Consider the following 24,285-nt stretch of genomic DNA (forward strand, 5'->3'; position numbering starts at 1 on the left):
GATCAAGCAATCTTACGTCGGCGTTGAGTGGTAAACTGGTGGCTGGAATGGACGAAGAACGGAGCATTGGGCTCCGGCTCCACGAACAGGGCAACTTGCCCGATCTGCAATGGCGCTGTGGCAAGGTCGCCGAAATGGCGCTGCAATACCAGCGCGACGTGATCACGTTCCAGCTCATCGATGGGGCCGGTCAACGTCATGTGAAAGCGGAACTGGTCGAACACATTGGGGTGGCCCCAATTGCGCAGATTGTCGAATTGCTGGCCATTGAAGCGCCCGATATCGCCCCGCGCCAGATCAAGATCAGTGATCGGGCTGCGGTAGATGTCGAAGGCGGTGACGAAATCGGCTGCCAGATCATTGAGTTCGAGCATGGGCACGGCCGGCACCAGTGCAAAGGCATTCTGGATCGGCACGATGCGCATTTCCGGCACGGTGAGAGCGGGCAAGCGGCGGCAGAACCGCTCGAGCGCGGTTTGCAGGTCGCCGATTTCGTATTCGGGCGCCAGCCGGAACGGCGCTTTCAAAGTGCCGTGAAAGCCGAAGCGGCGCGGCGCAGCGGTGAGGAAAGCATGGTCGGTTTCCACCAATCCCTCCACCGGCCAGCTGACCCGCGCGCCTGTATAAGGGTCGCGCCTAAGCCATTGCGCCGCTGCAATCTGCAGGGGATCATCGGGCGGAGGAATAAAATAGATCGCGCAACGCATAGGGGGCTCACACTGGTCCCCATGCGTTACCTGAACTCTGTGACAGTTCGACAAATGTCTAGTTTAGTGCACAAGTTCTTTTCGCGCCTTGCGACCCGAAAAGCGGGGCGGCAGAGCTCTATTTCGGCGCGGGGCAGCTATTGGTCGGCTCGACCTTGAGCACGGGAAAGCAATCCTTCCAGGCCTCGGTGCGTGGCGGCCAGGGGGTGAGGAATTCCGGGCTTTCCTCCAGCTGCAGAATGCCCTGCGCCTGCAAGTTCTTCACCCGGCCATCCAGATATTCCTTGATGACGCTGATCTGCCCGTCTTTCACGGTGGCCACCCAGACGTCGTTGACCACCTGGCGATTGCCGCGCTGAAAAGTACGGAATTGCAATTCGGCGGCGACACGGCCGGTTTCGGTGTCGATATAGAAGGCGTCAGCGGGCAGGAAAATGCTGGTGTCGCTCGCCTGTTCGCAGAACAGTTTGAGGTCGGCCAGGATAGCGTCGACCCCGGTAATGTGGCTGGTGGGGTAGGAGAAATCGACGTCAGGCGCGACCGTCTTGGCCATCAGGTCGCTATTGCAGCTGGCCCAGGAACTGGCGAGGTCGAGGATCAGATCCTGGAATTGCGCCCGAGGGCTGCCAGCCTCTTCGATGGCGCCGGAATATTCGACACCGGGCCGGACTTCGGCAGCAGACAGCGCAACGGGCAGACAGGGCAGTATGGTCAATACGGCGGCAAGCTTGCGGACATTGCGCTTGGGCATCTCGGCATCTCCTGATGTGTCGGATCGATTATCGAACTTGTGTTCGATTAATGAATATCAAGACAGCCCTTGCCGCCTACGCCCATCCAGTTTTTCCGAATGTCAGGAATGCGTGGATGACATAACTGTGACAGCGGCTAATGCGCGCTGCGCCTAATGAGCGCTGCGTCAAGGATGTTGCGAAACAGGCAGGCGGCGGTGATGGGGCCGACGCCATCGGGCGCATGGGTGACCGCGGCGGCTTTGCCCTCGACACCAGCGAGATCGACATCGCCCAATATCTGCCCGTTGCGGCGGCTGATGCCGACATCGATTAGGATGGCCCCTTGAGCGATGTGATCGGCGGTGATCAATCCGGCCACGCCGGTTGCGCTCACGACGATGTCGGCTTGCCGCGTTAATGCGGCCAGATCGCGTGTTGCGGCGTGCCCCACGGACACGGTGGCGTTGCGGTCGAGCAGCATCATGGTCAGTGGCCGGCCGACGACGGGGGAGGCGCCGACAATGGCAATCGTCGCCCCGGCCAGATCGCCGAACAATGCTTCGGCACAGATCACGCTGGCCTGGGCCGTCGCGGCGCCTCGGCCGGGTGCGCCCAGCAGCAGGTTGCCGGCGTTCATCGGGTGTAGGCCATCGACGTCTTTTTCCGCGCCAATCGCCAGCGCGGCTGTAATAGCGTCGACGCCTTGGGGCAGGGGGTAGAGTGTCATCACCGCATCGACGGTTCGGTCGTCGCGCAGCGCGGCCAATTGCCGGTAGATCGCGGGCGGATTGCTCTCATAGGCCAGTAAGGTCAGCGCGATGCCGGCCTGTTCCGCCATCTCTTGTTGGCGGGTCGCATAGGCGCGGGCGCCGGGATTGTTGGCATCGAGCAGCACGCAGCAGGTGGGGCGAATTCCGGCGTCCTGCGCGCGGCGCAGGGTTTGGGCATGCATGTCGCGGGCGATATCGAGGCCGGAGAATATGCGTGTCTGCACCGGGCGCCCCTAGAAGGTCAGGCCGACATCGGCCGCGCATTGGCGCAGTTTGGGGAACATGACCTGCTCGATATGCTCGGGCTGGTAGCGGCTCTGCGGGAAGATGATCGAGATGGCGCCGATGACCTTGCCGCCCACGCCCAACACCGGCACGGCGAGGGAATCCACGCCCTCGACATATTCGGCGTCGGCAAAGCAATAGCCCTTGGCGCGGATCGCGCCGAGCTGGGCGATGAGCTTGTCCTTGCTGGTTTCGGTGTGCTGGGTATGGGCGGTGAGCGGCGCATCGGCAATGATCGCGTCGCGGGTTCCCGCATCGAGGAACGCCAGCATGGCGCGGCCGGCGGCGGTGGGCAGCAGCGGAATACGGCTGCCGGTGGTGACCATGTTGAGCGTGAAACGCGCCGGGCCATAGGAATGGGCGACATAGACCGCCTCGGTATCGTCCAGCATGCTGAAGGACACGGCCTCGCCGACCTCGTCGGAGGTGAGGCGCAGGATGGGCTGGATGATCTGTGAAATGCCGCGGCCTTCGACAAACCCCTGGGTCAGGCGCAGCACATGGGGTGTGAGCTCGTAGCGGCCCCGGTCGCTGGCGAGATAGCCGAGCTGTTCGAGCGTACGCACCAGCCGCCGGGCCACGGCCCGGCTGAGATTGGTTTTCTGCGCGACTTCGGCCATGGTCAGCATGCGGTTCTTGCCGTCAAACGCGCAGATGACCTCTAAACCCTTGGCAAAGGTCAACGAAACTTCCTTGTCGTCTGCGTCCAGCCTGCGCATGCCCATGCATCCCCCAAAATCAAAATCATCTTAGTGATGTTCGATAATAGATCAATCGTTCGGTTAGCGAGCGGCGTTTTGTGGGTGTGCCTATATATTGTGCATTACGAAATTCGGCCTTCAAGATAATCAATCGGCTTGACCGTGCCGTCAAACTGGCCTTAGGCTCTACATAACGAACATTAATTCGATAATCGAACGCGTCGGGAGCGAGGGGCTGGAGCTGCTGATTGGCGGCACCAGAACTCGTCCGCACCCTCGATGTCGCGACTGCCCTAAGGATCGGAATGAAAGTCCACGTCATCTATGCCCACCCGCTGACCGATAGCCTGGCTGCGCATTTGCATCGGGTGACGGTCGATAGCCTCGTTCAGGCGGGGCATGAGGTGGACGATCTCGATCTCTATGCCGACAATTTTGACCCCGTCCTGTCGCCAGAGGACCGGCGCGACTATCACGATACGGCCATCAATCAGCGCAAGGTCGCCGGCTATGTCGAGCGGCTGCAAAGCTGCGAGGGGCTGGTGCTGTGCCATCCGGTGTGGAATTTCGGCTGGCCGGCAATTCTCAAGGGTTATTTCGACCGCGTGTTCCTGCCCGATGTATCGTTCAAGCTGGTAGATGGGCAGGTTTCGCCCGGCCTCAAGAATATTCGGAAGCTGGCAACCGTTACCACCTATGGCTCAAAGCGCTGGCGCGCGGCTGTGCTGGGCGATGCGCCGCGCAAGAATGGCACGCGCTTTTTGCGCGTCGTCTGCCACCCAAGGGTCAAAGTGCGCTATCACGCATTATACGACATCAACAATGCAACGCCGGAACGCACCGATGCCTACATCGCCAAGATCCGCGCCGAAATGCTGAAGTTCTAGCCATGACCACTTCCTTGGCCCAGACAAAAACCGATATTGCGCCGGCCAATGACCGGCTGCCGGGCAATGCTGCCCTGATGTTCGACGCCGTCTCGATGACCTTTCCCGATGGCACTCAGGCGCTCGACACGGTGACGCTGGCCATTCAGCCGGGCGAGTTCGTCTCCATTGTCGGCCCCTCTGGCTGCGGAAAATCCACCCTGCTCAAGCTCGCCTCAGGGCTGGAGAGCCATACGTCGGGCGATATCTGGGTGGACCGCGACAGCCTTGGTTATACTTTTCAGGACGCAACGCTGCTGCCGTGGCGCAAGGTGCTCGCCAATGTCGAGCTGCTGATGGAATTGCGCGGCTTCGATCCCGCCGAGCGCCGTCGCATCGCTTTGGAGCAGATCGAACTGGTGGGCCTGTCGGGGTTTGAAAACCACTATCCCCGGCGGCTGTCCGGCGGCATGAAAATGCGGGCTTCGCTGGCGCGCTCGCTGGCGCTCAATCCGGCGGTGTTCCTGTTTGATGAGCCCTTCGGGGCACTCGATGAAATCACCCGCGAGCGGCTCAATGATGAGCTGATCGCGCTCTATACCAGGCAGAAATTCACCGGCCTCTTCATCACCCATTCGATCCCCGAGGCGGTGTATCTGTCCACCAAGGTCGTGGTCATGTCCAAGCGTCCGGGCCGCATCGTCGCCAGCTTCGACATTGCCTTCCCCGAGCCGCGCACGCCCGAGCTGCGCTATAGCAGCGGCTTTGCCGAAGTCTGCGGGGAAATCTCGCTGGCCCTGCGCAATGCGATGGAGGGCTAGACCATGGCAAAATCCCAACGCAAGCTCGCCGTCGAACGCTATCTCGCCAAGCCGCTGGCCGCGCGGCCCGGCGTCTCCCAACGCTTCGCCGCCGCGCTGCTGCCGCCGCTACTGATGGGCGTGCTGGTGGTCATCGCCTATATCTGGACGCGCTCGGGGCTGGAAGCCCATCGGCAATTCCTGATGCCGACGCTTGAGGGTCTGTGGAGCCAGGCATTCAGCCAGCCCGCAGTGCTCGGCCAATTGTTCAACGCCGCCGTCACCACGCTGTCGATAGCGCTGGCGGGGCTGGCCATTTCCATTCCCATCGGCATGTTGCTGGGCGTGGTTATGTTCCGCTTCCAGGTCATGGAAAAGGCCATCTTTCCCTACCTCGTCGCGCTGCAATCCATCCCGATCCTGGCGATCATCCCGCTGCTGCAATCGGCGCTGGGCTTTGGCTTCCTGCCCAAAGTGCTGATCGTGGCGCTCTTTACCTTTTTTTCCATTCCCACCACGCTCCTGCTCGGCCTCAAGAGTGTTGACCGCAGTATTATCGACCTGTTCCGCCTGCAAAAAGCCGGCTGGCCTACCATGCTGATCAAGGCCGGCTTCCCCTCGGCGGCACCGACGCTGTTTGCCGGGCTGCGCATTTCGGCGGGGCTCGCGGTGATCGGCGCCATCGTTTCGGAACTGTTTTTCCTGTCCGGCCCCGGCGGGCTCGGGCAGATGCTGATCAACGCCAAGATCGATTTCAAATACGAACAGATGTATGCCGCATTGCTGGTGTCGTCCGTGCTGTCGATCTCGGTTTATCTGCTGTTCAGCTGGCTTGGAAACCGGCTGTTTTCAGAATGGCACGAGTCGGGGGGGAGGTAGCGCGAGGTACAAGCCAGACCCGCGCACCGAAATGCTTCACATGGGACAACAATGATGAACTTCAGGACCTTACTGCTCGCCGTCACCGCGCTTACCGGCATAGGGCAAGCCGCCCAGGCCGCCGAGCCCGGCGCCTTCGCCAAGGCGCATTACACCACCCCATTGGCCGATGTGTGCCCCAATCCCTTCATCATCCAGAAGGATTGGCTGGCCCAGGCCGAGCATGGCGGGCTCTATCAGATGATCGGGGCAGGGGGCGAAATGTCCTCCGGCAAATATCAGGGCCCACTCGGCTCGACCGGCATTGATCTGGTGCTGCTCGAAGGCGGCGGCGGGGTTGGCCTGGGCGATGGCGAGACCGCCTATTCGGCGCTCTATATGGGCAATTCCAAAGCCGGCGTGACGCCCCATCTTGGCTTCCAGGAGCTGGACAACGCCTTCATCTTCTCCAAGCAATTCCCGGTCGTTGGCGTGGTCAGCCCGCTGGATAAATCGCCCACATCCCTGTTTTGGGACCAGGCGACCTATCCCGAGGGCTTCGAGACCATTGACGATCTCAAGGCCTTCGCCGCTTCGGGCAAGGGGAAGATTTATGTTTCCACCATCAAGCGCACCTTCGGCAAATATCTGGTGGACCAAGGCGTGCCGGCCGATGTCTTCATCGAAGGCTATCGCGGCGACGGCGAGAATTTCGTCGCCAATAATGGCACCTGGCTCAATCAGGGCTTCGTCACCAGCGAAGTCTACAAATTCGCTCACGGCAACAACTGGGCCAAGCCGATCGACTATCTGCTGATCTCCGATCTCGGTTATTCGATCTATACCGGCATGCTCTCGGTCGCCAGCAACCGGCTTGAAGAACTCGCGCCATGCCTCGAAATGCTGGTGCCGATCATCCAGCAGGCCGAGGTGGATTATGTCACCGACCCGGTCGAGGCCAATGGGACCATCGTGGCCTTCAATGAGGGCGGCTTTGGCGCTGGTTACTGGAAGACCGATGCCGACCTGATGACCTATGCCGCCAAGGCGCTGGTCGATTCCGGCGTCGTCTCCAATGGCAGCAATGCCACTTTGGGCGATTTCGATATGGCGCGGGTTTCAGCGCTGTTCGATCTGGTCAAGGGCGGGCTCGATGAACGCGCCGACCCGGCCGTCACGCCGGAAAGCGTCGTCACCAACCGCTTCATCGATCCCTCCATCGGGCTCAAATAATGCCGCATCCGCAGGCCATTCTGCTCGACGGCGACCAGCTCGCCGGGCGCCTGCGGGGCGAGATGAAAGCCGATGCGGCGCTGCTGATGGCGCGCGGCATCCAGCCGAGAATGGCAACGGTGCTGGTGGGGGATGACCCTGCCAGTGCCAGCTATGTGGCGCGCAAACATGCCGATTGCGCCGAAATCGGTATCGCCGTCGAGGATAGGCGGCTGCCTGCCACGATCACCTCGGATGAACTGCTGGCGACCATCGTGGCGCTGAACGCCGATCCGTCCGTGCATGGCTTCATGGTGCAATTGCCGCTACCGGCCGGGCTCGACGAAGCCGCCATGCTCGGAGCCGTGCGGCCCGATAAGGACATCGATGGCCTGCACCCCATCAATCTGGGGCGCCTGCTGGCCGGCCAGCCGGGCATCCTGCCCTGTACGCCGGCTGCTATCCTCACTTTGCTGCATGCCTACGACATTCCTTTGGCCGGAGCCGAAGTGGCCATCATCGGTCGCGGAAATCTGGTGGGTCGGCCCCTGGCTATGCTGCTCTCGCAACGCGGCATCGACGCCACCGTCACCCTGCTGCATAGCCAATCGCACGATCTGACCGCTGCCACGCGCCGCGCTGACATCGTCATTTCGGCGGCAGGCGTCCCCGACCAGATCTCAACCGACATGGTCAAACCCGGCGCTGCTGTGATCGGCGTTGGCATCAGCTATGTCGATGGCACGATGATTTCGGATATCGCTGCGGGCGTTGCGGATGTGGCTGCCTGGATCACCCCGGCCCATGGCTCCGTCGGCCCGCTGACCCGCGCCATGCTGCTCAAAAACTTGCTGCGGGCAGCGGCTGAGCGATAACATCCGGCTCATTCCTCCCCCGCGTCCTGCGCCGAACAAAATCAGTTGCCGTAACCCCCGGCGCTAGCGTGGCCTTGCTGGCAAATCATCGGAAGGGAAAAAGCCTTCTGAATATGGTCTCTTGCGGGCCTCGCAACGTTTATCTATCAAATTAGTAGACTTATAATCCCGCCACGTGATTTGCTATTCGGCAGGGGAAACAATGAGCTACGCATTGAGCGTGCTGGACAAGAGTCCGATCGTCCGTGGCGAGGACCCGGCGCTGGCCCTGCGGCGCACCGTGGCGCTGGCGCAGCGGGCCGAGGCCCTGGGCTATCGGCGCTTTTGGGTTGCCGAACACCACAATACGCCTGACCTCGCCAGCTCATCGCCCGAAGTGCTGCTGGCCCATCTTGCCGCCCATACAAGAAGCATCCGCATCGGTTCGGGCGGCGTGATGCTGCAGCATTATAGCCCCTATAAGGTGGCCGAGAATTTCAACTTGCTGGCGGCGCTGGCGCCGGGGCGGATCGATATCGGTATCGGCAAGGCGCCGGGCGGGCTGCCGCTCTCGACCAAGGCGCTGCAATTCGGTCGCGACCTGGCCCAAAAGCCCGATTTCCGCAGCCAGCTGGAAGAGCTCGACCGCTTCCTGGCGGACGATGCCGCACGTCGACCCGAGGGGCTGGAAGCGACGCCGCGGCCGCGCAATGCGGGGGAAAGGCACCTGCTCGGGGCCAGTGTCGAAAGCGCGGCATTGGCAGCAGAACTGGGCTGGAACTTCGTTTTTGCCCGTCATCTGAATGGCGACGACGCGACGCTGTCGGCAGCAATCTCGACCTATCGCGATGCCAGTGGCCGCACGCCTGTCGTTGCGCTGGCGGCCGTCGTGGCCCGCTCGGCGGCAGAGGCCCGGGCGCAGGCCGAATTGTTCACGCCCTATCGGGTGCATATTCCGGGCGCGCAAAGCGTCACCGTGGGCAGCGAGGCGCAGGCGGCTGAATATGCGCGGCAGGCCGGCGTCACCGACTACACGGTCGAACGCCGCCAATCCACGGCGCTGGCCGGCGATGGCACGGACATCATTGCAGCGCTCGACCAGCTCGCGCGCCAGCATGGCATTGCCGAATTCATCATCGATTTCGCCAATGCCGGCGATAGCCGCATCGAGGCGGTCGAACTGGTCGCCGCCGCCCGGCTGCACCCGCTGCCAACAGCACTTTCCGCTTAAATCATGGGGCCTTCAAAATGAGCCAGAAACGCATTCCCTTCGGCATCATGCTGCACGGCCCCGGCGGCCATATGAACGCCTGGAAACACCCAAGCGTGCCGGCCGATGCCAGCGTCAATTTCGACTTCATCCTCAATACGGCCAAGCGGGCCGAAGCGGCAGGCATCGCCTTCGCCTTCGTCGCGGACGGGCTCTATATCAATGAGCAGTCGATCCCCCATTTCCTCAACCGCTTCGAGCCGATTGCGCTGCTCTCGGCGCTGGCGGCGGTGACCAGCAAGATCGGGCTGGTGGGCACGCTGTCCACCTCCTACAGCGATCCGTTCACCGTCGCCCGGCAGTTCGCCTCCATCGATCTGCTCAGCAAGGGCCGGGCGGGCTGGAATGCGGTGACCTCGCCGCTCGAGGGATCGGCGAGGAATTATGGCCGCGCCAGCCATCCCGACCATGCATTGCGCTACGAAATCGCGGCCGAGCACATCGAGATCGTCAAGGGCCTGTGGGACAGCTGGGACGACGACGCGTTCGTGCGCGACCGGGCCAAGGGCCAGTTCGCCGATTTCACCAAGCTGCACCGGCTCAATTTCAAGGGCCGCTTCCATTCGGCCGAAGGCCCGCTCAATATCCAGCGCTCCCCACAGGGGCAGACGGTGCTGTTCCAGGCCGGCGGCTCCGATGCGGGGATCGATCTGGCCGGTCTGCATGCCGACGCGGTCTTTGCCAATTCGGCCTCGATCGAGGAAAACCGGGTTCTGACCAGCAAGCTCAAGCAAAGCGCAGTGGCGCATGGCCGGGGTGCCGATGCCATCAAGGTCCTGCCGGGAATCGGCCCGGTCGTGGGTTCGACCGAGGCAGAGGCGCAGCGCAAATATCAGGAAATCCGCGACCTGGTGAATATCGGCGAGGCGCTGGCCTATCTCGGCCGCTTCTTCGATCACCACGATTTCAGCCAATATGACGTGGATGCGCCATTCCCCGAACTGGGCGATCTGGGTTCCAACAACTTCAAATCCGGCACCGATCGCATCAAGCGCATCGCCCGGGAAAAGGGCCAGACCCTGCGCGAAGTGGCGCTGGAATCGGCGACCCCGCGCAGCGAATTCGTCGGCACGCCCGAACAGATTGCTAACAAGATCGAGGAATGGGTCGATACCGGCGCATCCGACGGCTTTGTGCTGGGCTTCCCGGTCCAGGGCATCGGGCTCGAGGATTTCGATACCCAGGTGCTGCCGATCCTCGAACAGCGCGGCCGCCATTCGCGCGAGCAGATTGGCGATACGCTGCGCGACCATCTGGGCCTGCCATTCCGCGAAAGCCGCTATGCGCTGGCCGACACCAAGGCGGCCGGCTGATGAGCGAGAGGGCGCCGGTGACAGATGAGGATTTCGTGGCGCTGCGCCACCGGCTGCATGCGGCGCCCGAACTGGCCTATGAGGAGCACGAAACCAGCGCGCTGGTGGCGTCGTACCTCAGCGAATGGGGCTATGATGTCGTAACCGGCGTCGGCCGCACGGGCGTGGTGGGAACGCTGCGGCAGGGCCATGGCGAACGCTCGCTGGCCTTGCGCGCCGATATGGATGCGCTGCCGATCGAAGAGGCCACCGGCCTTGCCTATGCCAGCCGCAACCCGGGCAAGATGCATGCCTGCGGGCATGATGGGCATACCACGATCCTATTGTCCGCAGCGCGTCAGCTGGCGGCCAGCCGGCAGTTTTCCGGCACGTTGCGGGTGATTTTCCAGCCGGCCGAGGAAAACAATAGCGGCGCCCGCACTATGATCGAGGATGGCCTGTTCGAGCGCTTTCCGGCCGATGCGGTTTTCGGCCTGCACAACTGGCCCGGCATTCCCGCCGGGCAATTCGCGTTTCTCGATGGTCCGGCCATGGCCTCGGTCGATCTGGTGATCATCAAGATTCACGGGCGCGGCGGGCATGGAGCCAAGCCGCACCAGACGGTCGATCCGGTCGTGGTCAGCGCCAGCCTGGTCATGGCCCTGCAGACCCTGGTGTCGCGCAATGTCGATCCGCTCGAAATGGCGGTGGTGACAGTGGGCTCCATCCATGGCGGGGTGGCGCCCAATGTCATTCCCGATAGCGTCGAGCTGCAATTGACGGTGCGCACCTTCAACGCCGCCATCCGCGAGCAGATCCGGCAGCGGCTGACCGCGCTGGTGGAAAGCCAAGCGGCCAGTTTCGGCGCCAGCGCCGAGGTATTCTATCCGCGCGGCTATCCGGTGCTGGTCAATCATGCGGCCGAAACCGAGTTCGCCCGCCAGGTCGCCCGCCGGCATTTCGGCGAGGAGCGGATCGACACCAGCCTGCGGCCGATCACCGCCAGCGAGGACTTTGCCTTCATGCTGGAGCAGCGGCCTGGTAGCTATCTGTTCCTGGGCAATGGCGACAGCGCCGACCTGCATAGCCCGCATTATGATTTCAACGACGCCATCCTGCCCGATGCCGCCCGCTATTGGGTGCAGCTGGCGCAGGATTACCTGGCGACCAATGCGGTCGCGGCGTGATTGCTTCCGGAGCTCCAAAATGACCGACAGCTTTCTTTACACGACGTCAACTGCCGAGATTTCCCGGCCGCTGATCGAGCAACTCACGGTGGAATACCGCAATCGCTATGGCAATTATTTCGGCGAGGATTCCTCGGCCGAAATGAACCGCTATCCGCCTGAACGCTTTGCCGACCCTGATGGCGCCTTCGTCCTGTTGTTGCGCGACGGCAAGCCGATCGCGGGTGGGGCCTTCATGCGCTACGACGACACCACCGCTGAATTCAAGCGGATGTGGACCGACATCGACCACCGCCGCCAGGGCCTGGCGCAGCGCGTGCTGGCGGAGCTGGAAAGCCGGGCCGCCGCCAAGGGTTATAGCCGCGTCTATCTCACCACCGGCTTCCGCCAGCCCGAGGCGGCCAAGCTCTATCTCAAGAGCGGCTATACCGCGCTGTTCGACGTCGCCGCCGACCCCGAGACCATCCAGATCCTGCCGTTCGAGAAAGTGTTGGCGCCGGCTGGCGTTCATCCGGGGTCGCGCAACGATCATCTGAGCGCGCCCGCCGCCTAGGGCAAAAATGTCCTGAGACATCGCAAACACAGAACGGGAGCACATTGCTGCGACGCCTCGTTCGAACCTAATGTCTATCAGATTTATAGAATAAGAGGGTGACATGGCATCGGCAACGGAAGTCGGCACGGAAACCAGTTCGGCGGGCAGGGGCTCGGCGCGGGACTATGCCCGCTACCGGGTGGTGCCGGCGCGCCATCCCTGGCGCATCGTGGGGAGCCTGGTTGCGGCCTTTATCATCGCGGTGTCGCTGCACTCCGTGTTCACCAATGAGCGCTGGGGCTGGGCGGTCTTCGCGCAGTTCTTCTTTTCCGAACCCGTCCTGGTGGGGCTGGGCCGCACGCTGCTGTTGACGGCGCTGGCTTCGGTCATCGGCTTCCTGCTCGGCGGCGTACTGGCCTTCGCGCGGGTCTCCAAATCGCCGCTGCTGTCAGGATTGTCCTGGGGCTATATCTGGCTGCTGCGCTCGATCCCGCTGATCGTGCTGCTGCTGGTGCTCAACAATCTGGGCTATCTCTACGCCACCATCAATATCGGCGTGCCCTTCACCAATATCCTGTTCGCCCAATTCGATACGGTGCAGACGCTCAGCCCGTTTTCCGTGGCGCTGATCGGGCTCAGCCTCAATCAGGCGGCCTTCTCATCCGAGATCATCCGCGGCGGCATCCTGTCGGTGGATCAGGGCCAGCATGAAGCGGCGGCGGCGCTCGGCCTGACCCGCTGGCGCCAGGGCATTCATATCGTGCTGCCCCAGGCCATGCGCGCCATTCTGCCATCCGGTTTCAACGAGATCATCGGCCTCGCCAAGGCGACGTCCATTGTCTACGTGTTGGCGCTGCCCGAGCTGTTCTACACCGTGCAGGTGATTTACCGCCGAAACCTGGAAGTCATTCCGCTGCTGATGGTGGCGACCGTCTGGTACCTGATCATCATGATCGTGCTGTCCAGCGTGCAATATTTCGTCGAGCAGCATTTCGCCAAGGGCGCGCGCCGCGATGCCGGCCCGACTGCCATCGACAAGGCGCTGCGCTTACTGGCCCGCCGGCCCACTGACACGGCCGGCACCTCGGCCACGAACGTTGCCCGCAAGCCGCTCAGCACTGCCTTTGGCAATACCGGCGAAGGCCGGGTGGACCTGCATGGCATCAACAAGAGCTTTGGCGCCAATGTCGTGCTCGACAATGTCAGCCTCACCATCGCGCCCGGCGAAGTCACCGCCATTATCGGCCCGTCCGGCGCCGGCAAATCCACCCTGCTGCGCACCATCAACCATCTGGAGCGCGCCGATGCCGGCGTGGTCAGCATCGATGGCGAACTGATTGGCTATGACCGCCGCGGCGATGTGCTCTATGAGCTCAAGGAGCCCGCCATCCGCCGCCGCCGCTCGGCCGTGGGCATGGTGTTCCAGAGCTTCAACCTGTTCCCGCACCTGACGGCGCTGGAAAACATCATCGAAGCCCCGGTCTCGGTGGGCGGCGTGCCGCGCGAGGAGGCCATTGCCGACGCGCGGGACCTGCTGGCCCGCGTGGGCCTGGCCGACAAGGCCGATGCCTATCCGCGGCACCTGTCGGGTGGGCAGCAGCAGCGCGTCGCCATTGCCCGGGCCCTGGCGCTTCGGCCCAAAGTGCTGCTGTTCGATGAGCCGACTTCGGCGCTCGATCCCGAACTGGTCGGGGAAGTGCTCGATGTCATCAAGGAATTGGCCAAGTCCGGCACCACGCTGATCATCGTGACGCACGAAATCGGCTTTGCCCGCGAAGTGGCTGACCGCGTGGTGTTCATGGAAGGCGGCAAGGTGCTGGAAGTCGGGCCGCCCGAGCGGCTGTTCAACGAGCCGTCCCATCCGCGCACCCGCGAGTTCATCGCCAAGGTTCTCTGACGTCCAACGCCTGCGCCGCCTGCTCATGCCATTCGTCCGGCAGGCTGGCGCACGCCTCGATCAAGCCAAAGGAACGCCAATTGCTCTCCAGAAAATCCTTCATTCTCGCGGCGACGAGCCTGCTGCTGGCAGCCTCGACATCGGGCATTGCGCTCGGTCAGGCCGCCGGCTTCAGCCTCGAGCCCAATCCGGCCAATCGCCTGCATGCGGAAAAGGTCGATGCCATCGCGGCCTTGCTGCCGCCCGACTATAAATGGGCCAAGGACGGCGTATTGAGCGTCGCCATTGCCGCCGGCGCGCCGCCGATCGCGACCTATGCGACCGATGGCGCCACGGTGGTTGGCTTTGATCCGGATATCGGTCGGCTGGTGGGCGAGGTGCTCGGGCTGCCGGTCGAGATCGTGCCGATCGCCTGGGCCGACTGGCCGCTGGGGGTGACGGCGGGCAAGTATGACGCGGTGATTTCCAATGTCGGGGTGACCGAGGAGCGCAAGGAGAAGTTCGACTTCTCGACCTATCGCATCGGCATCCACGGTTTCTACGTCAAGGCCGACAGCCTGATCACCTCGATCAAGGAACTCAAGGACATTGCCGGGCTCAAGGTCATCACGGGTTCAGGCACCAACCAGGAGCGCATTGCGCTCGAATGGGACCGCCAGAACCGGGAAGCGGGCCTGGCGCCGATCGAGCTGCAATATTACGACGACGATGCGGCGGCGTCGTTGGCCATCAGCTCGGGCCGGGCCGATGTGCAGCTCAATCCCAATGCACCGCAGGCCTATCACGCGGCGCTGACGGGTGACACCAAGCTGGTCGGCACGATCAGTTCCGGTTGGCCGAACCCCGCCGATGTGGGCATTACCACGCGCAAGGGCAGTGGGCTCGCCGAGCCGTTCACCGCCGCGATCAACCATCTGATCGAGACCGGCACCTATGCCGAACTGCTGGCGCAATGGAATGTGACGCCCGAGGCGGTGCCGGAATCGCGGACCAACCCGCCCGGCCTGCCCAAGCCGCCGGCTTCTTGATCGGGACGATCCAGCATGGCCCTCAATATCAGGCATATCGGCTTTCTGACGCCGGGCAATTTCAGCAATGACAATCCCTTCGAGGGGATTGACGCCACGCTGAACCTGATCGCCTTCGGCGAGCAATTGGGCTTTGACAGCGCCTGGGTGCGCCAGCGGCATCTGGAGCCCGGCATCGGGCAGGCAGCGGTGTTCCTGTCTGCGGCGAGCCAGCGCACCAGCACGATCCAGCTTGGCTCAGCGGTGATCCAGATCGGCTATGAGAGCCCGTTCCGGTTGGCCGAAGACCTCTCCATGGTCGATGTGCTGTCGCGCGGGCGGCTCAATGTCGGGTTGAGTGCCGGTGTGCCGCCGCATGCGGCAATCCTGGGGCCGCTGGTGCACGATGGCGATTGGCAGAGCCATGATCTGGGCCATGGCCGTATCGAACGCTTCGCCGCCAATCTGCGCGGCGCATATCTGGGTGACGACGACACCACCATCGCCACCCCGTTCGGCCCACAGCGGCCGCGCCTGCAACCCTATGCTGCGGGCCTGGCCAACCGCCTCTGGTATGGCGGCGGTTCGCTCAAATCAGCGCGCTGGGCGGGCGAGAATGGCTTCAACCTGCTCACCGGCAATGTGATTTCCGGGGAAGGCACTGACGATTTCCACACCGCCCAGCGCAACCTGATCCAAGCCTATCGCCAAGCTTCGGACGGCTGGCCGGGGCGGGTCGCCGTGGGGCGGGTAATCGTTCCGACCGACAGCGCACCGCCTGCGCGCATTGCCCGCTACGAGGCTTACGCCGCCGGCCGCTATGAACGCACCCTCAAGCCGCAGGGCGAACGCCGCACGCTGTTCCCGCGCGATCTGGTCGGCAGCGCCGAGCAGATCGTGGGCTGGCTGCTTGATGATCCGGTGCTGCCGCTGGTCGACGAATTGCGGCTCGAACTGCCCTACGAGTTCACGCTCCCCGAATACGAACAGATCCTGACCGACACCATCACGCGTATCGCCCCGGCGCTGGGCTGGTCGGCCAAGTCCCCATCCCGGACCCGGCCCGCTATCCGGCTGGTCTGATCCACCATGCCCGGCCTTGCGCAAAGCCGCGGCACACCACAGCGCGTCACGACGAAACGAAAGCATGACATGACCAAGCCAAACTCCCTCAGACTGCTGCTGGCCGGCCTTGCCCTCGCGGCCCTCACGGGCACCGCCTTCGCCCAGGCCGCGTTCGATCTCAGCCCCGAACAGCCAAGCCGCCTCAAGGCAGAACCCAATGCCGAAGCCATCGCCGCCATTCCGGCCGATTTCAAGTTCGCCAAAGAGGGCGCCTTCACCGTTGCGGTTTCCCCATGGGACCCGCCGATCGCCACCTATGCCACCGATTCCCAGACCGTGGTGGGCTCCGACCCGGATATCGCCTTGCTGATCGCCGACTCGCTGGGGCTCGAACTCAACCTGGTGGCCGTCGCCTGGGCCGATTGGCCGCTCGGGGTCAGTTCGGGCAAGTATGACGCGGTGATTTCCAACGTCACCGTAACCGAGGAGCGCAAGGAAAAGTTCGACTTTTCGAGCTATCGCCAGGACGTGCTGGGCTTTTATGTCCGCTCCGACAGCCCGATCACCGCGATCAATGAGCCCAAGGACATTGCCGGCCTCAAGGTCATTACCGGCGCCGGCACCAATCAGGAAAAGATCATCCTGGAATGGGATCGCCTGAATGTCGAAGCCGGTCTCGCCCCGGTCGAGGTGCAATATTACGACGACTCGGCGGCCAGCACGCTCGCCATCCAGTCCGGCCGGGCCGATGTCGAATTCAACCCGAACCCGACCCTGTCCTATTCCTCCGCGGTCACCGGCGACACCCGCCTGGTGGGCATCCAGAGCGGCGGCTGGCCGCTCAAGGCCGAAATCGCCGCCACCACCCGCAAGGGCTCCGGTCTCGCCGATGCCATCACCATCGCCATCAACGGGCTGATCGAAAGCGGGCTCTACGGCCAGACGCTGGAGCACTGGAACATCGCCGCTGAAGCCGTGGAAACGTCGCAGACCAATCCGCCCGGCCTGCCCAAGACCTGACGCCGGCAATTGGCGGCCGCCCTTCGGGGTGGCCGCTGGTCAACCCGCGTCCAGCTTGGCGAGCATCTGTTCGCTATGCGCCTTGAAATCAAACGGCTGGCCGCCTGCCGCCGGGGCGCTGGCGGACAATAGAGCCATGTTGGCCGACCATACGGCCTCGAAATAGCACACGACCCACTTCATGGCGGCCAGCCAATCCAGATCGCCATCGCCATAGGCCGCCAGCAAGTCTTGCTCTGCGGTGGCGTCGAGGCCGGCGGACAGCGACAGACTGGCCAGGTCGTACATGCCGTCACCAATGCCGGAAAATTCCCAATCGGTCAGCCAGAAGCGCGTGCCATCGGCCAGGATATTGTTTGGCCATAGATCATTGTGGGTCACCCAGCGGGGCCGCGGGGCGGCGGCTGCCAAGGCATCCAGCCTGTTGCGGTGACGCGCTTGGATCAATTCACCCGCGTTGAGGGCGGCGGCGCTGCGCTCCATATGAGCGATGCGCTCAAAGATGGTTCGTCCTTTCCCGGCCAGCGCGTCGGCGCCTATGGCGTGCAGCCGCCGGGCCAGTGCGATGGCCTGCAGCATTATGGGCCTTTGCTGCAAGGCCTGCGGCTGGAGCGGCACGGCCCGATCGATCCACTTGCTGATCATCATGCCGCTGTCGAGATCGTAATGCACCAGTTCCGGCCCGATACCAGCCTTGCCGGCGGCCTGCGCGATGGCTGCCTCTTCGCGCCGGTCCACCCCCATATGCGCCGCCGCCCGCTCACTGGCGAGGCGAACGGCATAGGCCTGTCCGCTCCCCGGACACACCAGTTGCAGCACGCGATTGTTCAGGCTTTGCACGCCCACCAGCTCGAAAGCCTGGAACGCGGTGGTCCCCACTATTGCGGCCAACCGCTCGGCCAGATCCGGTGGCAGCTCGATCGCGCGCGTCTGAAACGTCATCCTTGCACCCATTTCCACAGGGGATTGCCAATCGCAGAATAGATGATAACGTTTCAACATTGTTGATGATAGCCACGCAAAGAGGGCTGGATCAATGCGGAGGAGAAAGCATGAGCAAATTCAAAGGTGTCTGCGGACGACGTGCACTTCTGTCGGGTCTGGCCACGGCGGCGCTGCTGGCCATGGGTGGCGCGGCCCTTGCCCAGGATGCCAGCGGCGAGCTGGTCATCCTGCAATGGCAGGGCGGTACCGACCTCGAAATGTGGCATGAGGTCGAAGCCAAGTTCATGGAGCTGAACCCCGGCGTCACGATGCGGGAATTCCAGCCGGCGGGCGGGCAGGGCGATGCGCGCGGCGGCATCCGCACGGCGCTGCTGGGCGGCGAGGTGGTCGACCTCATCATCAATACCTGGCCGGCATTCCGCGCCGAACTGGCTACGGCCGGCATCCTGCGGCCGCTCGATGAGCAATGGGCCAGCCTTGGCTGGGACGACAAGCTGAGCCAATCCTGGAAGGATCTCGGCTCCATCGACGGCGTGCCCTATGGCGTGACCTATACCTATGGCGACCGCTCGGCCATCTGGTACAAGACCGCCCAGCTCGAAAAGGCCGGCGTCACCCCGCCCACGACCTGGGATGAGTTCCTGGCCAGCTTCGACAAGCTCAAGGCCGCCGGCTACGCCTATCCCGTCGTCATCCCGGCCAAATATTGGGCCCATACCGAGTGGTTCGAAACCCTGCTGCTGCGCACCGCCGGCGTCGAAACTGCGGCACAGCTGGCGCGCCACGAAATCCCCTGGACCGATCCCAAGATCAGGGACGCCCTCGTCAAGGTCAAGGAAATGCTGGATGCCGGCTGCTGCGCCGATCCGGCGACCATGCTGGCCACCGAAGACCCCTATCCGGCGATCTTCCGGGCCGAGGAAGCCAATTACCTGCTGTTCGGCATGTGGACCAATGCTGCGCTCAAGAGCGATTATGAGCTGCAGGAGGGCGTCGACTATTCCATCTTCCAGTTCCCGGCGCTTGGCATGGGGTTCGACGATACGTCCAGCGTCGATACCAAGGAGCTCAACGCCACCAGCAATGGCAATAATCCCGCCGCTGCGGACGCTTTCCTCGATTTCATCATCGGGCCGGACGCCGCCAATATCATGGGCAAATACGGCTATGCCTCGCCCAGTACGGCATTCGACACGTCCCTGCTCGGGCCGGTGCAGCAGACTGCGGTCGCAGCCGTTGCCGGGGCAAAGGTGCAATTCGTGCTGGGCGATCTGCTGCCCGGCGACCTGGTCGATGAATACCGTGTCCAGCTGCAGCGCTTTCTGCAGGACCCGAGCGAAGCGACGATCGACACGGTGCTGGCGGCCATCGAAGCCAAGGCGGCCACGGCCTATTGATGACCAGTTCCGAGGCAAAACCAATGGCGGGCGCGCTCGCCGATATCTCCTCCCCCCTGACTGGCGGCCGGCGCGAGCCGGTCGTCAGGCGCGGGCGCAAAGGGCTCGGTGAAACGCCGGCAGCGTGGTTGCTGATCGCCCCCGTCATCGTGCTGTTCGGTATTTCGGTGGTCTATCCGCTGATCGACACGATCCGGCTGTCGCTCTTCGACATCAAGGGCCTGGCCCCGGCAAAATATGTGGGCCTGGGCAATTACCTGACGCTGTTCGCCGATGCCACGTTCCGCAATACGCTGCTGACCACGCTGATCTTCACGCTGGGCACGACGGTCATTTCGGTGTCGCTGGGCTGGACACTGGCCATGCTGTGCTCCTTCGCGCCGCGCCATACCCTGCCGTTTCGCGGCATGTTCTTCGTCACCTTCGGCATTTCCGAAGCCGTGTCGGGCTATATGTGGATCAATATCCTGCGGCCGGACAAGGCGGGCCTGCTCAATTCGCTGATCGGCAATGTGCTGCCGGGCTTCCAGCATTCCTGGCTGGGCGATCCGGTGACGGCGCTATGGTCGCTGATCTTCGTGGCCTCCTGGAGCGGGGTCGGCCTGCCGCTCATGCTGTGCTTCGCGGCAGTGCAGGGCATTCCCAAGACGGTGCTTGAAGCCGCTTATATGGACGGGGCCAAGCCCATGTCCATCATGCGGCACATCATGGTGCCGCTCTCCATGCCCGGCGTGCGCGTCGCGATTTTCATCAATCTGCTGGGCGCGTTGCGGGCCTTCGACATCATCTATGTCATGACCGGAGGCGGGCCGGTGCGTGCCACCGAAACGGTGGGCTATTTCATGTATCGGGAATCCATGACCCAGTTCAAACTCGGCTATGGCGCCGCCGCCACCGTGGTGCTGCTTGTCGCCGTCTTGGTCATTTCCATCCCGGCCATCATCCAGCGCACGGCAGGTGCGAAATGATCGGCCGCGTTCCGTGGTGGACCGTCATCGTGGTCGGCGTGCTGGCCGTGTGCTGGGTGGTCCCGGTGCTGGGCATCGTGCTGACCTCCATCCGCCCGCCCGCCGACGTGGCGCTGGGCTGGTGGCGGCTCGACAATGTCCGCTTCACGCTCGATGCCTGGCAGCGCGTCTGGGTGGAATATCCGCTCGCCGAGTCCTTCTTTTACACGGCCATGCTGGCGGCCCTGGCGACGCTCGGCACCATGTTGCTGACGCCGGCGGCGGCCTATGCTTTCCACTTTCTCAAGTTCCGCTCGCGCCGGCTGCTGCTGATCATCATCATTAACGCCTTCGTGCTGCCCCAGCAGGTCGTGGTCATCCCGCTGTTCACGCTGTGGCGAGACATGAAGCTGATCGACAATCCCCTGGCCGTGCTCATTCCCTATGTCGGGATGAGCTTTGCCTGGTCGATTTTCCTCGTGAAGAATTTCCTCGAGGATTTTCCCAAGGAGCTGATCGAGGCCGCCAAGATCGATGGCTGCGGCCCGATCAAGACCCTGCTGCATGTCGTGCTGCCCAATGCCACCAGCCCCATCTTTGCCGTGGGCGTGCTGCAGTTCCTGTGGAGCTGGAATGCCCTGCTGCTGCCCATGCTCTATCTGCGCACCATGGTGCCGCTGCCCGTCCTGCTCACCAAGGTGTCCGGCACCTATGAGATGAACTGGGACCTGCGCTCGGTGGCTGCCATCGTCACCACCATCGTGCCGCTCATCGTTTTCGTCGTGTTTCAACGCCAATTTGCTGCCGGCTCGCAAACCCGCACCGGAGCCAAGGAATAACTATGCCCGTGACCAACAAGCCGCTCCGCTATCGGCAGATCCATCTCGATTTCCACACCTCCGAGCATATCCCGGGTATCGGCGCGGCCTTTGACCCCGATGACTTCGTCGCCACGTTCAAGGCCGCCAATGTGGATAGCGTCACCATCTTCGCCAAGTGCCATCATGGCTGGTCCTATTACCCCACCAAGGTCGGCGCGCCCCATCCCAACCTCGCCCGTCCCGACCTGATGGGCGACATGGTCAAGGCGCTGGCCGCCGCCGACATCGAGGCGCCGATCTATATCTCGGTACAATGGGACGAGCGCAATGCGCGCCTGCACCCGGAATGGCGGGTGCGCTCCGCCACCAGGAACCGCTTCGATCCCGGCCAATTGCAGGCCGCCTGGCACACGCTCTGCCTCAACCACAAGGCCTACCGCGACGAACTGCTTGAGCATGCGCGCGAAGTCGTGCGCAATTACGACACGCCCGGACTGTTCTTCGACATCGTGCTGGCCACCGATTGCGTATGCCAGGAATGTCTCGACAGCATGACCGCCCATGGGCTCGATCCGGCCAAGCCCGAGGATCGGCTGGCCAATGACGAATGGGTCAACGAGGTGTTCCGCACCGAAATGACCGCCGCCCTGCACGCCGAATTTCCGGGCCTGCGCATCTTCTACAATTGCGGCCATATCCATAAGCAGGGCCGCAAGCGCTTTGCGCCTTATAGCCATCTTGAGCTGGAAAGCCTGCCTACCGGTGGCTGGGGCTATGACCACTTCCCATCAAGCGCGCGCTATGCCGCAACGCTGGGCATGGATTTCCTCGGACAGACCGGCAAGTTCCACCTGTCCTGGGGCGAATTCGGCGGCTTCAAGCACCCCGATGCGCTGGAATATGAAGTCGCGCAGATGGCGAGTCTGGGTGCCAAATGCCTGGTCGGAGACCAGCTCCATCCCAGTGGCGCCATCAACGCCGATACTTATGCGTCGATCGCGCCGGCCTATGCCCGCCTCGCCCAGCTGGAGCCCTATATCGAGGCGGCAAAGCAGGTGTCCCAGGTGGCCATCCTGTCCTCGGAATATTTCCATCACGCCGGCGACCGCAACAGCACGGCCGATGCCGGCGCCGCCCAGATGCTGCTCGAGCTGAAAATCCCCTTCGACGTCATCGACGGCACTTCGGATTTTTCACCCTATGCGGTGATCATCCTGCCCGATGATATTCCCGTAGATGCGGCGCTTGCCGATCGGCTGAACGCCTTTGTAGGGCAGGGCGGTGGCCTGCTGCTGTCGGGCAATTCGGCCCTCAGTGCGGATGGGCAATTCGCCGTCGCGGCCGGGATCCGCAGCGAGGGCGCGGTGGCGTTCACGCCCAGCTATATCGGCTCGGGCAATGAGCTCGACCCCGCCCTGACCAAGTCGCCCTTTGTCGTCTACGGCACGGCCCAGCAGATCGTGGCGCAGGGCGCCCAGGTGCTGGCGCAGGTCGTGCCCCCCTATTTCAACCGCAGCTACCAGCATTTCTCCTCACACGCCCATGCGCCCGACAATACGGACGCGGCGCCCCTTGGCGCGGCGGTGACGCTGTCCGGGCGGGTGGGCTACATCGCCTATCCCATCTTCGGCATCTACCACAATGTCGGTCAGCCGCTGTATCGGCACGTGGTCAAGGCCCTGTTGTCGCGCCTGCTGCCCAAGCCTGCGCTGAGCACGGACCTGCCCTCGGCAGGCCGCGCGACGCTGACCCATCAGGCCGAGCGCAACCGGCACATCCTGCACCTGCTCTTTGGCCCGCCCCAGGTGCGTGGCAAGGCGGTGCCCAACGGGGAGGGGACCCGCGTCATGGAAATGATCGAGGATATTCCGGCCATCGGCCCCGTCAGCGCTGCGGTCCGCCTGCCCAGCCGCCCGGTCCGTGCCTATGAGGCGGTGAGCGGCCAGGATCTCGATGTGCAGGACCTTGGCGACGGCACCTATGGCGTCACCTTGGATCGGCTGCGCATCCACGCGGCCATCGTGTTCGAACAAGCCTAGTTGGAGGATAGACTATGGCTGGTGTAACGCTGAGCAATGTCAGCAAGTCTTATGGCACTTTCGAGGTCATCGACAATCTCAACCTGACGGTGGATGACGGGGCATTTACCGTTTTCGTCGGACCTTCGGGCTGCGGAAAATCCACGCTGCTGCGCATGATTGCCGGGCTTGAGCCGATCACCAAGGGCGACCTGATCATCGATGGAAAGCGCGTCAACGATGCCGATCCCATCGAGCGCGGCGTCGCCATGGTGTTCCAGAATTACGCGCTCTATCCGCATATGAGCGTGGAGCAGAATATCGGCTTTTCGCTGCGCATGGCGGGGCTCAGCAAGCCCGATATCGAGGCTCGCGTGGCCGCTGCCGCACAGACGCTGCAGATCGAGCCGCTGCTCAAGCGCAAGCCGGCCCAGCTTTCGGGCGGACAGCGCCAGCGCGTCGCCATTGGCCGCGCCATTGTGCGCGATCCCGAAGTCTTCCTGTTCGACGAGCCGCTCTCCAATCTCGATGCGGAATTGCGCGTCTCCATGCGCGTGGAAATCGCCAAGCTGCACAACAAGCTAGGCTCCACCATGATCTATGTGACCCATGATCAGACGGAGGCCATGACCCTCGCCGACAAGATCGTGGTGATGCGCGACGGCAAGATCGCCCAGTCCGGCACACCCGACGAGCTCTATGACGATCCCGATAATCTGTTCGTCGCCGGCTTTATCGGCTCGCCGCGCATGAATTTCCTGCGCGCCGAACTGACCCAGGGCAGCCTCAAGCTGCCATCCGGCCCCGTGCTGGCGGCGGCCGGCTTGGCCGACGCCGGTGAGGTGCTGGTCGGCCTGCGGCCCGAGCATTTCGTGCTCGAAGGGGGCGATGCAAGCCTCATGGCCAAGGTCGACGTCGTCGAAAATCTGGGGGGCACGCGCTACCTCTATGGCACCACGGGATCGGGCGAAACCCTGGTCGTGGAAGTGCGCGACAGGCCGGGCATCAAGGCCGGCGATAATGTGCAGGTGGGCATCAACGCCGCCCGCAGCATGGTTTTTGCGGCCTCAGGCCAACGTTTACGTCCAGGACACTGA

At 63.2% G+C, this 24,285-nt stretch carries 23 protein-coding genes; 18 read left to right on the forward strand and 5 right to left on the reverse strand.

From position 1 onward, the window contains the following. Positions 1 to 2: 2 nt before the first annotated feature. The 4 genes from ACI3KW_RS17230 to ACI3KW_RS17245 all read right to left on the reverse strand — a co-directional run bounded on the left by ACI3KW_RS17230 (position 3) and on the right by ACI3KW_RS17245 (position 3,215). A complete protein-coding gene (locus ACI3KW_RS17230) occupies positions 3 to 587 on the reverse strand; it encodes a DUF1045 domain-containing protein (RefSeq protein ID WP_404849114.1) in 585 nt (194 codons plus the stop codon). 238 nt (positions 588 to 825) lie between these two features. After that, the gene (locus ACI3KW_RS17235) at positions 826 to 1,458 is read right to left on the reverse strand and encodes a nuclear transport factor 2 family protein (protein WP_404849115.1); all 633 of its coding nucleotides are present in this window, start codon (positions 1,456 to 1,458) and stop codon (positions 826 to 828) included. Between the two features lie 137 nt (positions 1,459 to 1,595). Beyond that, positions 1,596 to 2,435, reverse strand: coding sequence for a bifunctional 5,10-methylenetetrahydrofolate dehydrogenase/5,10-methenyltetrahydrofolate cyclohydrolase (locus ACI3KW_RS17240; RefSeq protein ID WP_404849116.1), 840 nt, complete (start codon positions 2,433 to 2,435; stop codon positions 1,596 to 1,598). A 9-nt stretch (positions 2,436 to 2,444) separates the two neighbouring features. Beyond that, positions 2,445 to 3,215: an IclR family transcriptional regulator C-terminal domain-containing protein gene (locus tag ACI3KW_RS17245; RefSeq protein ID WP_404849117.1), complete on the reverse strand. Its 771-nt coding sequence runs from the start codon at positions 3,213 to 3,215 to the stop codon at positions 2,445 to 2,447. 287 nt (positions 3,216 to 3,502) lie between these two features. On the opposite strand from ACI3KW_RS17245, the gene ACI3KW_RS17250 reads away from it, so the two are divergent. The 13 genes from ACI3KW_RS17250 (at position 3,503) to ACI3KW_RS17310 (ending at position 17,060) form a co-directional block, all read left to right on the forward strand. Then, positions 3,503 to 4,084: an NAD(P)H-dependent oxidoreductase gene (locus tag ACI3KW_RS17250; protein WP_404849119.1), complete on the forward strand. Its 582-nt coding sequence runs from the start codon at positions 3,503 to 3,505 to the stop codon at positions 4,082 to 4,084. A 2-nt stretch (positions 4,085 to 4,086) separates the two neighbouring features. Next, a complete protein-coding gene (locus tag ACI3KW_RS17255; protein WP_404849120.1) occupies positions 4,087 to 4,884 on the forward strand; it encodes an ABC transporter ATP-binding protein in 798 nt (265 codons plus the stop codon). A 3-nt stretch (positions 4,885 to 4,887) separates the two neighbouring features. Then, the gene (locus ACI3KW_RS17260; protein ID WP_404849121.1) at positions 4,888 to 5,742 is read left to right on the forward strand and encodes an ABC transporter permease; all 855 of its coding nucleotides are present in this window, start codon (positions 4,888 to 4,890) and stop codon (positions 5,740 to 5,742) included. 54 nt (positions 5,743 to 5,796) lie between these two features. Continuing rightward, a complete protein-coding gene (locus tag ACI3KW_RS17265) occupies positions 5,797 to 6,954 on the forward strand; it encodes a hypothetical protein (protein WP_404849122.1) in 1,158 nt (385 codons plus the stop codon). Beyond that, on the forward strand, positions 6,954 to 7,808 hold the full coding sequence (locus ACI3KW_RS17270) for a bifunctional 5,10-methylenetetrahydrofolate dehydrogenase/5,10-methenyltetrahydrofolate cyclohydrolase (protein ID WP_404849123.1): 855 nt from the start codon (positions 6,954 to 6,956) through the stop codon (positions 7,806 to 7,808). The genes ACI3KW_RS17265 and ACI3KW_RS17270 overlap by 1 nt, the downstream gene beginning before the upstream one ends. A 202-nt stretch (positions 7,809 to 8,010) precedes the next feature. Further along, a complete protein-coding gene (locus ACI3KW_RS17275) occupies positions 8,011 to 9,018 on the forward strand; it encodes an MsnO8 family LLM class oxidoreductase (protein ID WP_404849124.1) in 1,008 nt (335 codons plus the stop codon). A gap of 17 nt (positions 9,019 to 9,035) precedes the next feature. Next, positions 9,036 to 10,370, forward strand: coding sequence for an LLM class flavin-dependent oxidoreductase (locus tag ACI3KW_RS17280; RefSeq protein WP_404849125.1), 1,335 nt, complete (start codon positions 9,036 to 9,038; stop codon positions 10,368 to 10,370). Next, the gene (locus tag ACI3KW_RS17285) at positions 10,370 to 11,536 is read left to right on the forward strand and encodes a M20 aminoacylase family protein (RefSeq protein WP_404849126.1); all 1,167 of its coding nucleotides are present in this window, start codon (positions 10,370 to 10,372) and stop codon (positions 11,534 to 11,536) included. The genes ACI3KW_RS17280 and ACI3KW_RS17285 overlap by 1 nt, the downstream gene beginning before the upstream one ends. 19 nt (positions 11,537 to 11,555) lie before the next feature. Beyond that, a complete protein-coding gene (locus tag ACI3KW_RS17290) occupies positions 11,556 to 12,089 on the forward strand; it encodes a GNAT family N-acetyltransferase (protein ID WP_404849127.1) in 534 nt (177 codons plus the stop codon). A 103-nt stretch (positions 12,090 to 12,192) separates the two neighbouring features. Continuing rightward, a complete protein-coding gene (locus ACI3KW_RS17295; RefSeq protein WP_404849128.1) occupies positions 12,193 to 13,968 on the forward strand; it encodes an amino acid ABC transporter permease/ATP-binding protein in 1,776 nt (591 codons plus the stop codon). Between the two features lie 80 nt (positions 13,969 to 14,048). Next, a complete protein-coding gene (locus ACI3KW_RS17300; RefSeq protein ID WP_404849129.1) occupies positions 14,049 to 14,996 on the forward strand; it encodes an ABC transporter substrate-binding protein in 948 nt (315 codons plus the stop codon). Positions 14,997 to 15,011: 15 nt separating this feature from the next. After that, positions 15,012 to 16,058, forward strand: coding sequence for an LLM class flavin-dependent oxidoreductase (locus tag ACI3KW_RS17305; RefSeq protein ID WP_404849130.1), 1,047 nt, complete (start codon positions 15,012 to 15,014; stop codon positions 16,056 to 16,058). 69 nt (positions 16,059 to 16,127) lie between these two features. Next, positions 16,128 to 17,060: an ABC transporter substrate-binding protein gene (locus ACI3KW_RS17310; protein WP_404849131.1), complete on the forward strand. Its 933-nt coding sequence runs from the start codon at positions 16,128 to 16,130 to the stop codon at positions 17,058 to 17,060. A gap of 39 nt (positions 17,061 to 17,099) precedes the next feature. Here the strand turns inward: ACI3KW_RS17310 and ACI3KW_RS17315 are convergent, their stop codons facing one another. Further along, positions 17,100 to 18,002: a phosphotransferase gene (locus ACI3KW_RS17315; protein ID WP_404849132.1), complete on the reverse strand. Its 903-nt coding sequence runs from the start codon at positions 18,000 to 18,002 to the stop codon at positions 17,100 to 17,102. A 110-nt stretch (positions 18,003 to 18,112) separates the two neighbouring features. On the opposite strand from ACI3KW_RS17315, the gene ACI3KW_RS17320 reads away from it, so the two are divergent. The 5 genes from ACI3KW_RS17320 to ACI3KW_RS17340 are packed head-to-tail and all read left to right on the forward strand — an operon-like array spanning position 18,113 to position 24,285. After that, a complete protein-coding gene (locus ACI3KW_RS17320) occupies positions 18,113 to 19,402 on the forward strand; it encodes an ABC transporter substrate-binding protein (protein WP_404849133.1) in 1,290 nt (429 codons plus the stop codon). Further along, positions 19,402 to 20,370, forward strand: a complete 969-nt coding sequence (locus ACI3KW_RS17325) for a carbohydrate ABC transporter permease (protein ID WP_404849134.1) — start codon at positions 19,402 to 19,404, stop codon at positions 20,368 to 20,370. The genes ACI3KW_RS17320 and ACI3KW_RS17325 overlap by 1 nt, the downstream gene beginning before the upstream one ends. Then, complete coding sequence (locus tag ACI3KW_RS17330; protein ID WP_404849135.1) at positions 20,367 to 21,188, forward strand: carbohydrate ABC transporter permease; 822 nt, start codon at positions 20,367 to 20,369, stop codon at positions 21,186 to 21,188. Before ACI3KW_RS17325 ends, ACI3KW_RS17330 begins: the two co-directional genes overlap by 4 nt. A 2-nt stretch (positions 21,189 to 21,190) precedes the next feature. Continuing rightward, positions 21,191 to 23,209 (forward strand): alpha-L-fucosidase, encoded by a 2,019-nt coding sequence (locus tag ACI3KW_RS17335; RefSeq protein WP_404849136.1) that lies wholly within the window; start codon positions 21,191 to 21,193, stop codon positions 23,207 to 23,209. A gap of 14 nt (positions 23,210 to 23,223) precedes the next feature. Beyond that, positions 23,224 to 24,285 carry an ABC transporter ATP-binding protein gene (locus tag ACI3KW_RS17340; protein WP_404849137.1) on the forward strand — a complete coding sequence of 354 codons (1,062 nt, stop codon included), beginning with the start codon at positions 23,224 to 23,226 and terminating at the stop codon, positions 24,283 to 24,285.

Origin of the sequence: Devosia sp. ZW T5_3 (assembly GCF_044987315.1) — a bacterium.
GTDB lineage: Bacteria > Pseudomonadota > Alphaproteobacteria > Rhizobiales > Devosiaceae > Devosia.

Coding starts and splice junctions, on each gene's coding strand:
- ACI3KW_RS17280 (WP_404849125.1), top strand. CDS start 9,036: ATGAGCCAGAAACGCATTCCCTTCGGCATCATGCTGCACGGCCCCGGC.
- ACI3KW_RS17275 (WP_404849124.1), top strand. CDS start 8,011: ATGAGCTACGCATTGAGCGTGCTGGACAAGAGTCCGATCGTCCGTGGC.
- ACI3KW_RS17335 (WP_404849136.1), top strand. CDS start 21,191: ATGCCCGTGACCAACAAGCCGCTCCGCTATCGGCAGATCCATCTCGAT.
- ACI3KW_RS17265 (WP_404849122.1), top strand. CDS start 5,797: ATGAACTTCAGGACCTTACTGCTCGCCGTCACCGCGCTTACCGGCATA.
- ACI3KW_RS17325 (WP_404849134.1), top strand. CDS start 19,402: ATGACCAGTTCCGAGGCAAAACCAATGGCGGGCGCGCTCGCCGATATC.
- ACI3KW_RS17250 (WP_404849119.1), top strand. CDS start 3,503: ATGAAAGTCCACGTCATCTATGCCCACCCGCTGACCGATAGCCTGGCT.
- ACI3KW_RS17340 (WP_404849137.1), top strand. CDS start 23,224: ATGGCTGGTGTAACGCTGAGCAATGTCAGCAAGTCTTATGGCACTTTC.
- ACI3KW_RS17255 (WP_404849120.1), top strand. CDS start 4,087: ATGACCACTTCCTTGGCCCAGACAAAAACCGATATTGCGCCGGCCAAT.
- ACI3KW_RS17295 (WP_404849128.1), top strand. CDS start 12,193: ATGGCATCGGCAACGGAAGTCGGCACGGAAACCAGTTCGGCGGGCAGG.
- ACI3KW_RS17245 (WP_404849117.1), bottom strand. CDS start 3,215: ATGCGCAGGCTGGACGCAGACGACAAGGAAGTTTCGTTGACCTTTGCC.
- ACI3KW_RS17270 (WP_404849123.1), top strand. CDS start 6,954: ATGCCGCATCCGCAGGCCATTCTGCTCGACGGCGACCAGCTCGCCGGG.
- ACI3KW_RS17290 (WP_404849127.1), top strand. CDS start 11,556: ATGACCGACAGCTTTCTTTACACGACGTCAACTGCCGAGATTTCCCGG.
- ACI3KW_RS17305 (WP_404849130.1), top strand. CDS start 15,012: ATGGCCCTCAATATCAGGCATATCGGCTTTCTGACGCCGGGCAATTTC.
- ACI3KW_RS17330 (WP_404849135.1), top strand. CDS start 20,367: ATGATCGGCCGCGTTCCGTGGTGGACCGTCATCGTGGTCGGCGTGCTG.
- ACI3KW_RS17260 (WP_404849121.1), top strand. CDS start 4,888: ATGGCAAAATCCCAACGCAAGCTCGCCGTCGAACGCTATCTCGCCAAG.
- ACI3KW_RS17235 (WP_404849115.1), bottom strand. CDS start 1,458: ATGCCCAAGCGCAATGTCCGCAAGCTTGCCGCCGTATTGACCATACTG.
- ACI3KW_RS17320 (WP_404849133.1), top strand. CDS start 18,113: ATGAGCAAATTCAAAGGTGTCTGCGGACGACGTGCACTTCTGTCGGGT.
- ACI3KW_RS17310 (WP_404849131.1), top strand. CDS start 16,128: ATGACCAAGCCAAACTCCCTCAGACTGCTGCTGGCCGGCCTTGCCCTC.
- ACI3KW_RS17315 (WP_404849132.1), bottom strand. CDS start 18,002: ATGACGTTTCAGACGCGCGCGATCGAGCTGCCACCGGATCTGGCCGAG.
- ACI3KW_RS17285 (WP_404849126.1), top strand. CDS start 10,370: ATGAGCGAGAGGGCGCCGGTGACAGATGAGGATTTCGTGGCGCTGCGC.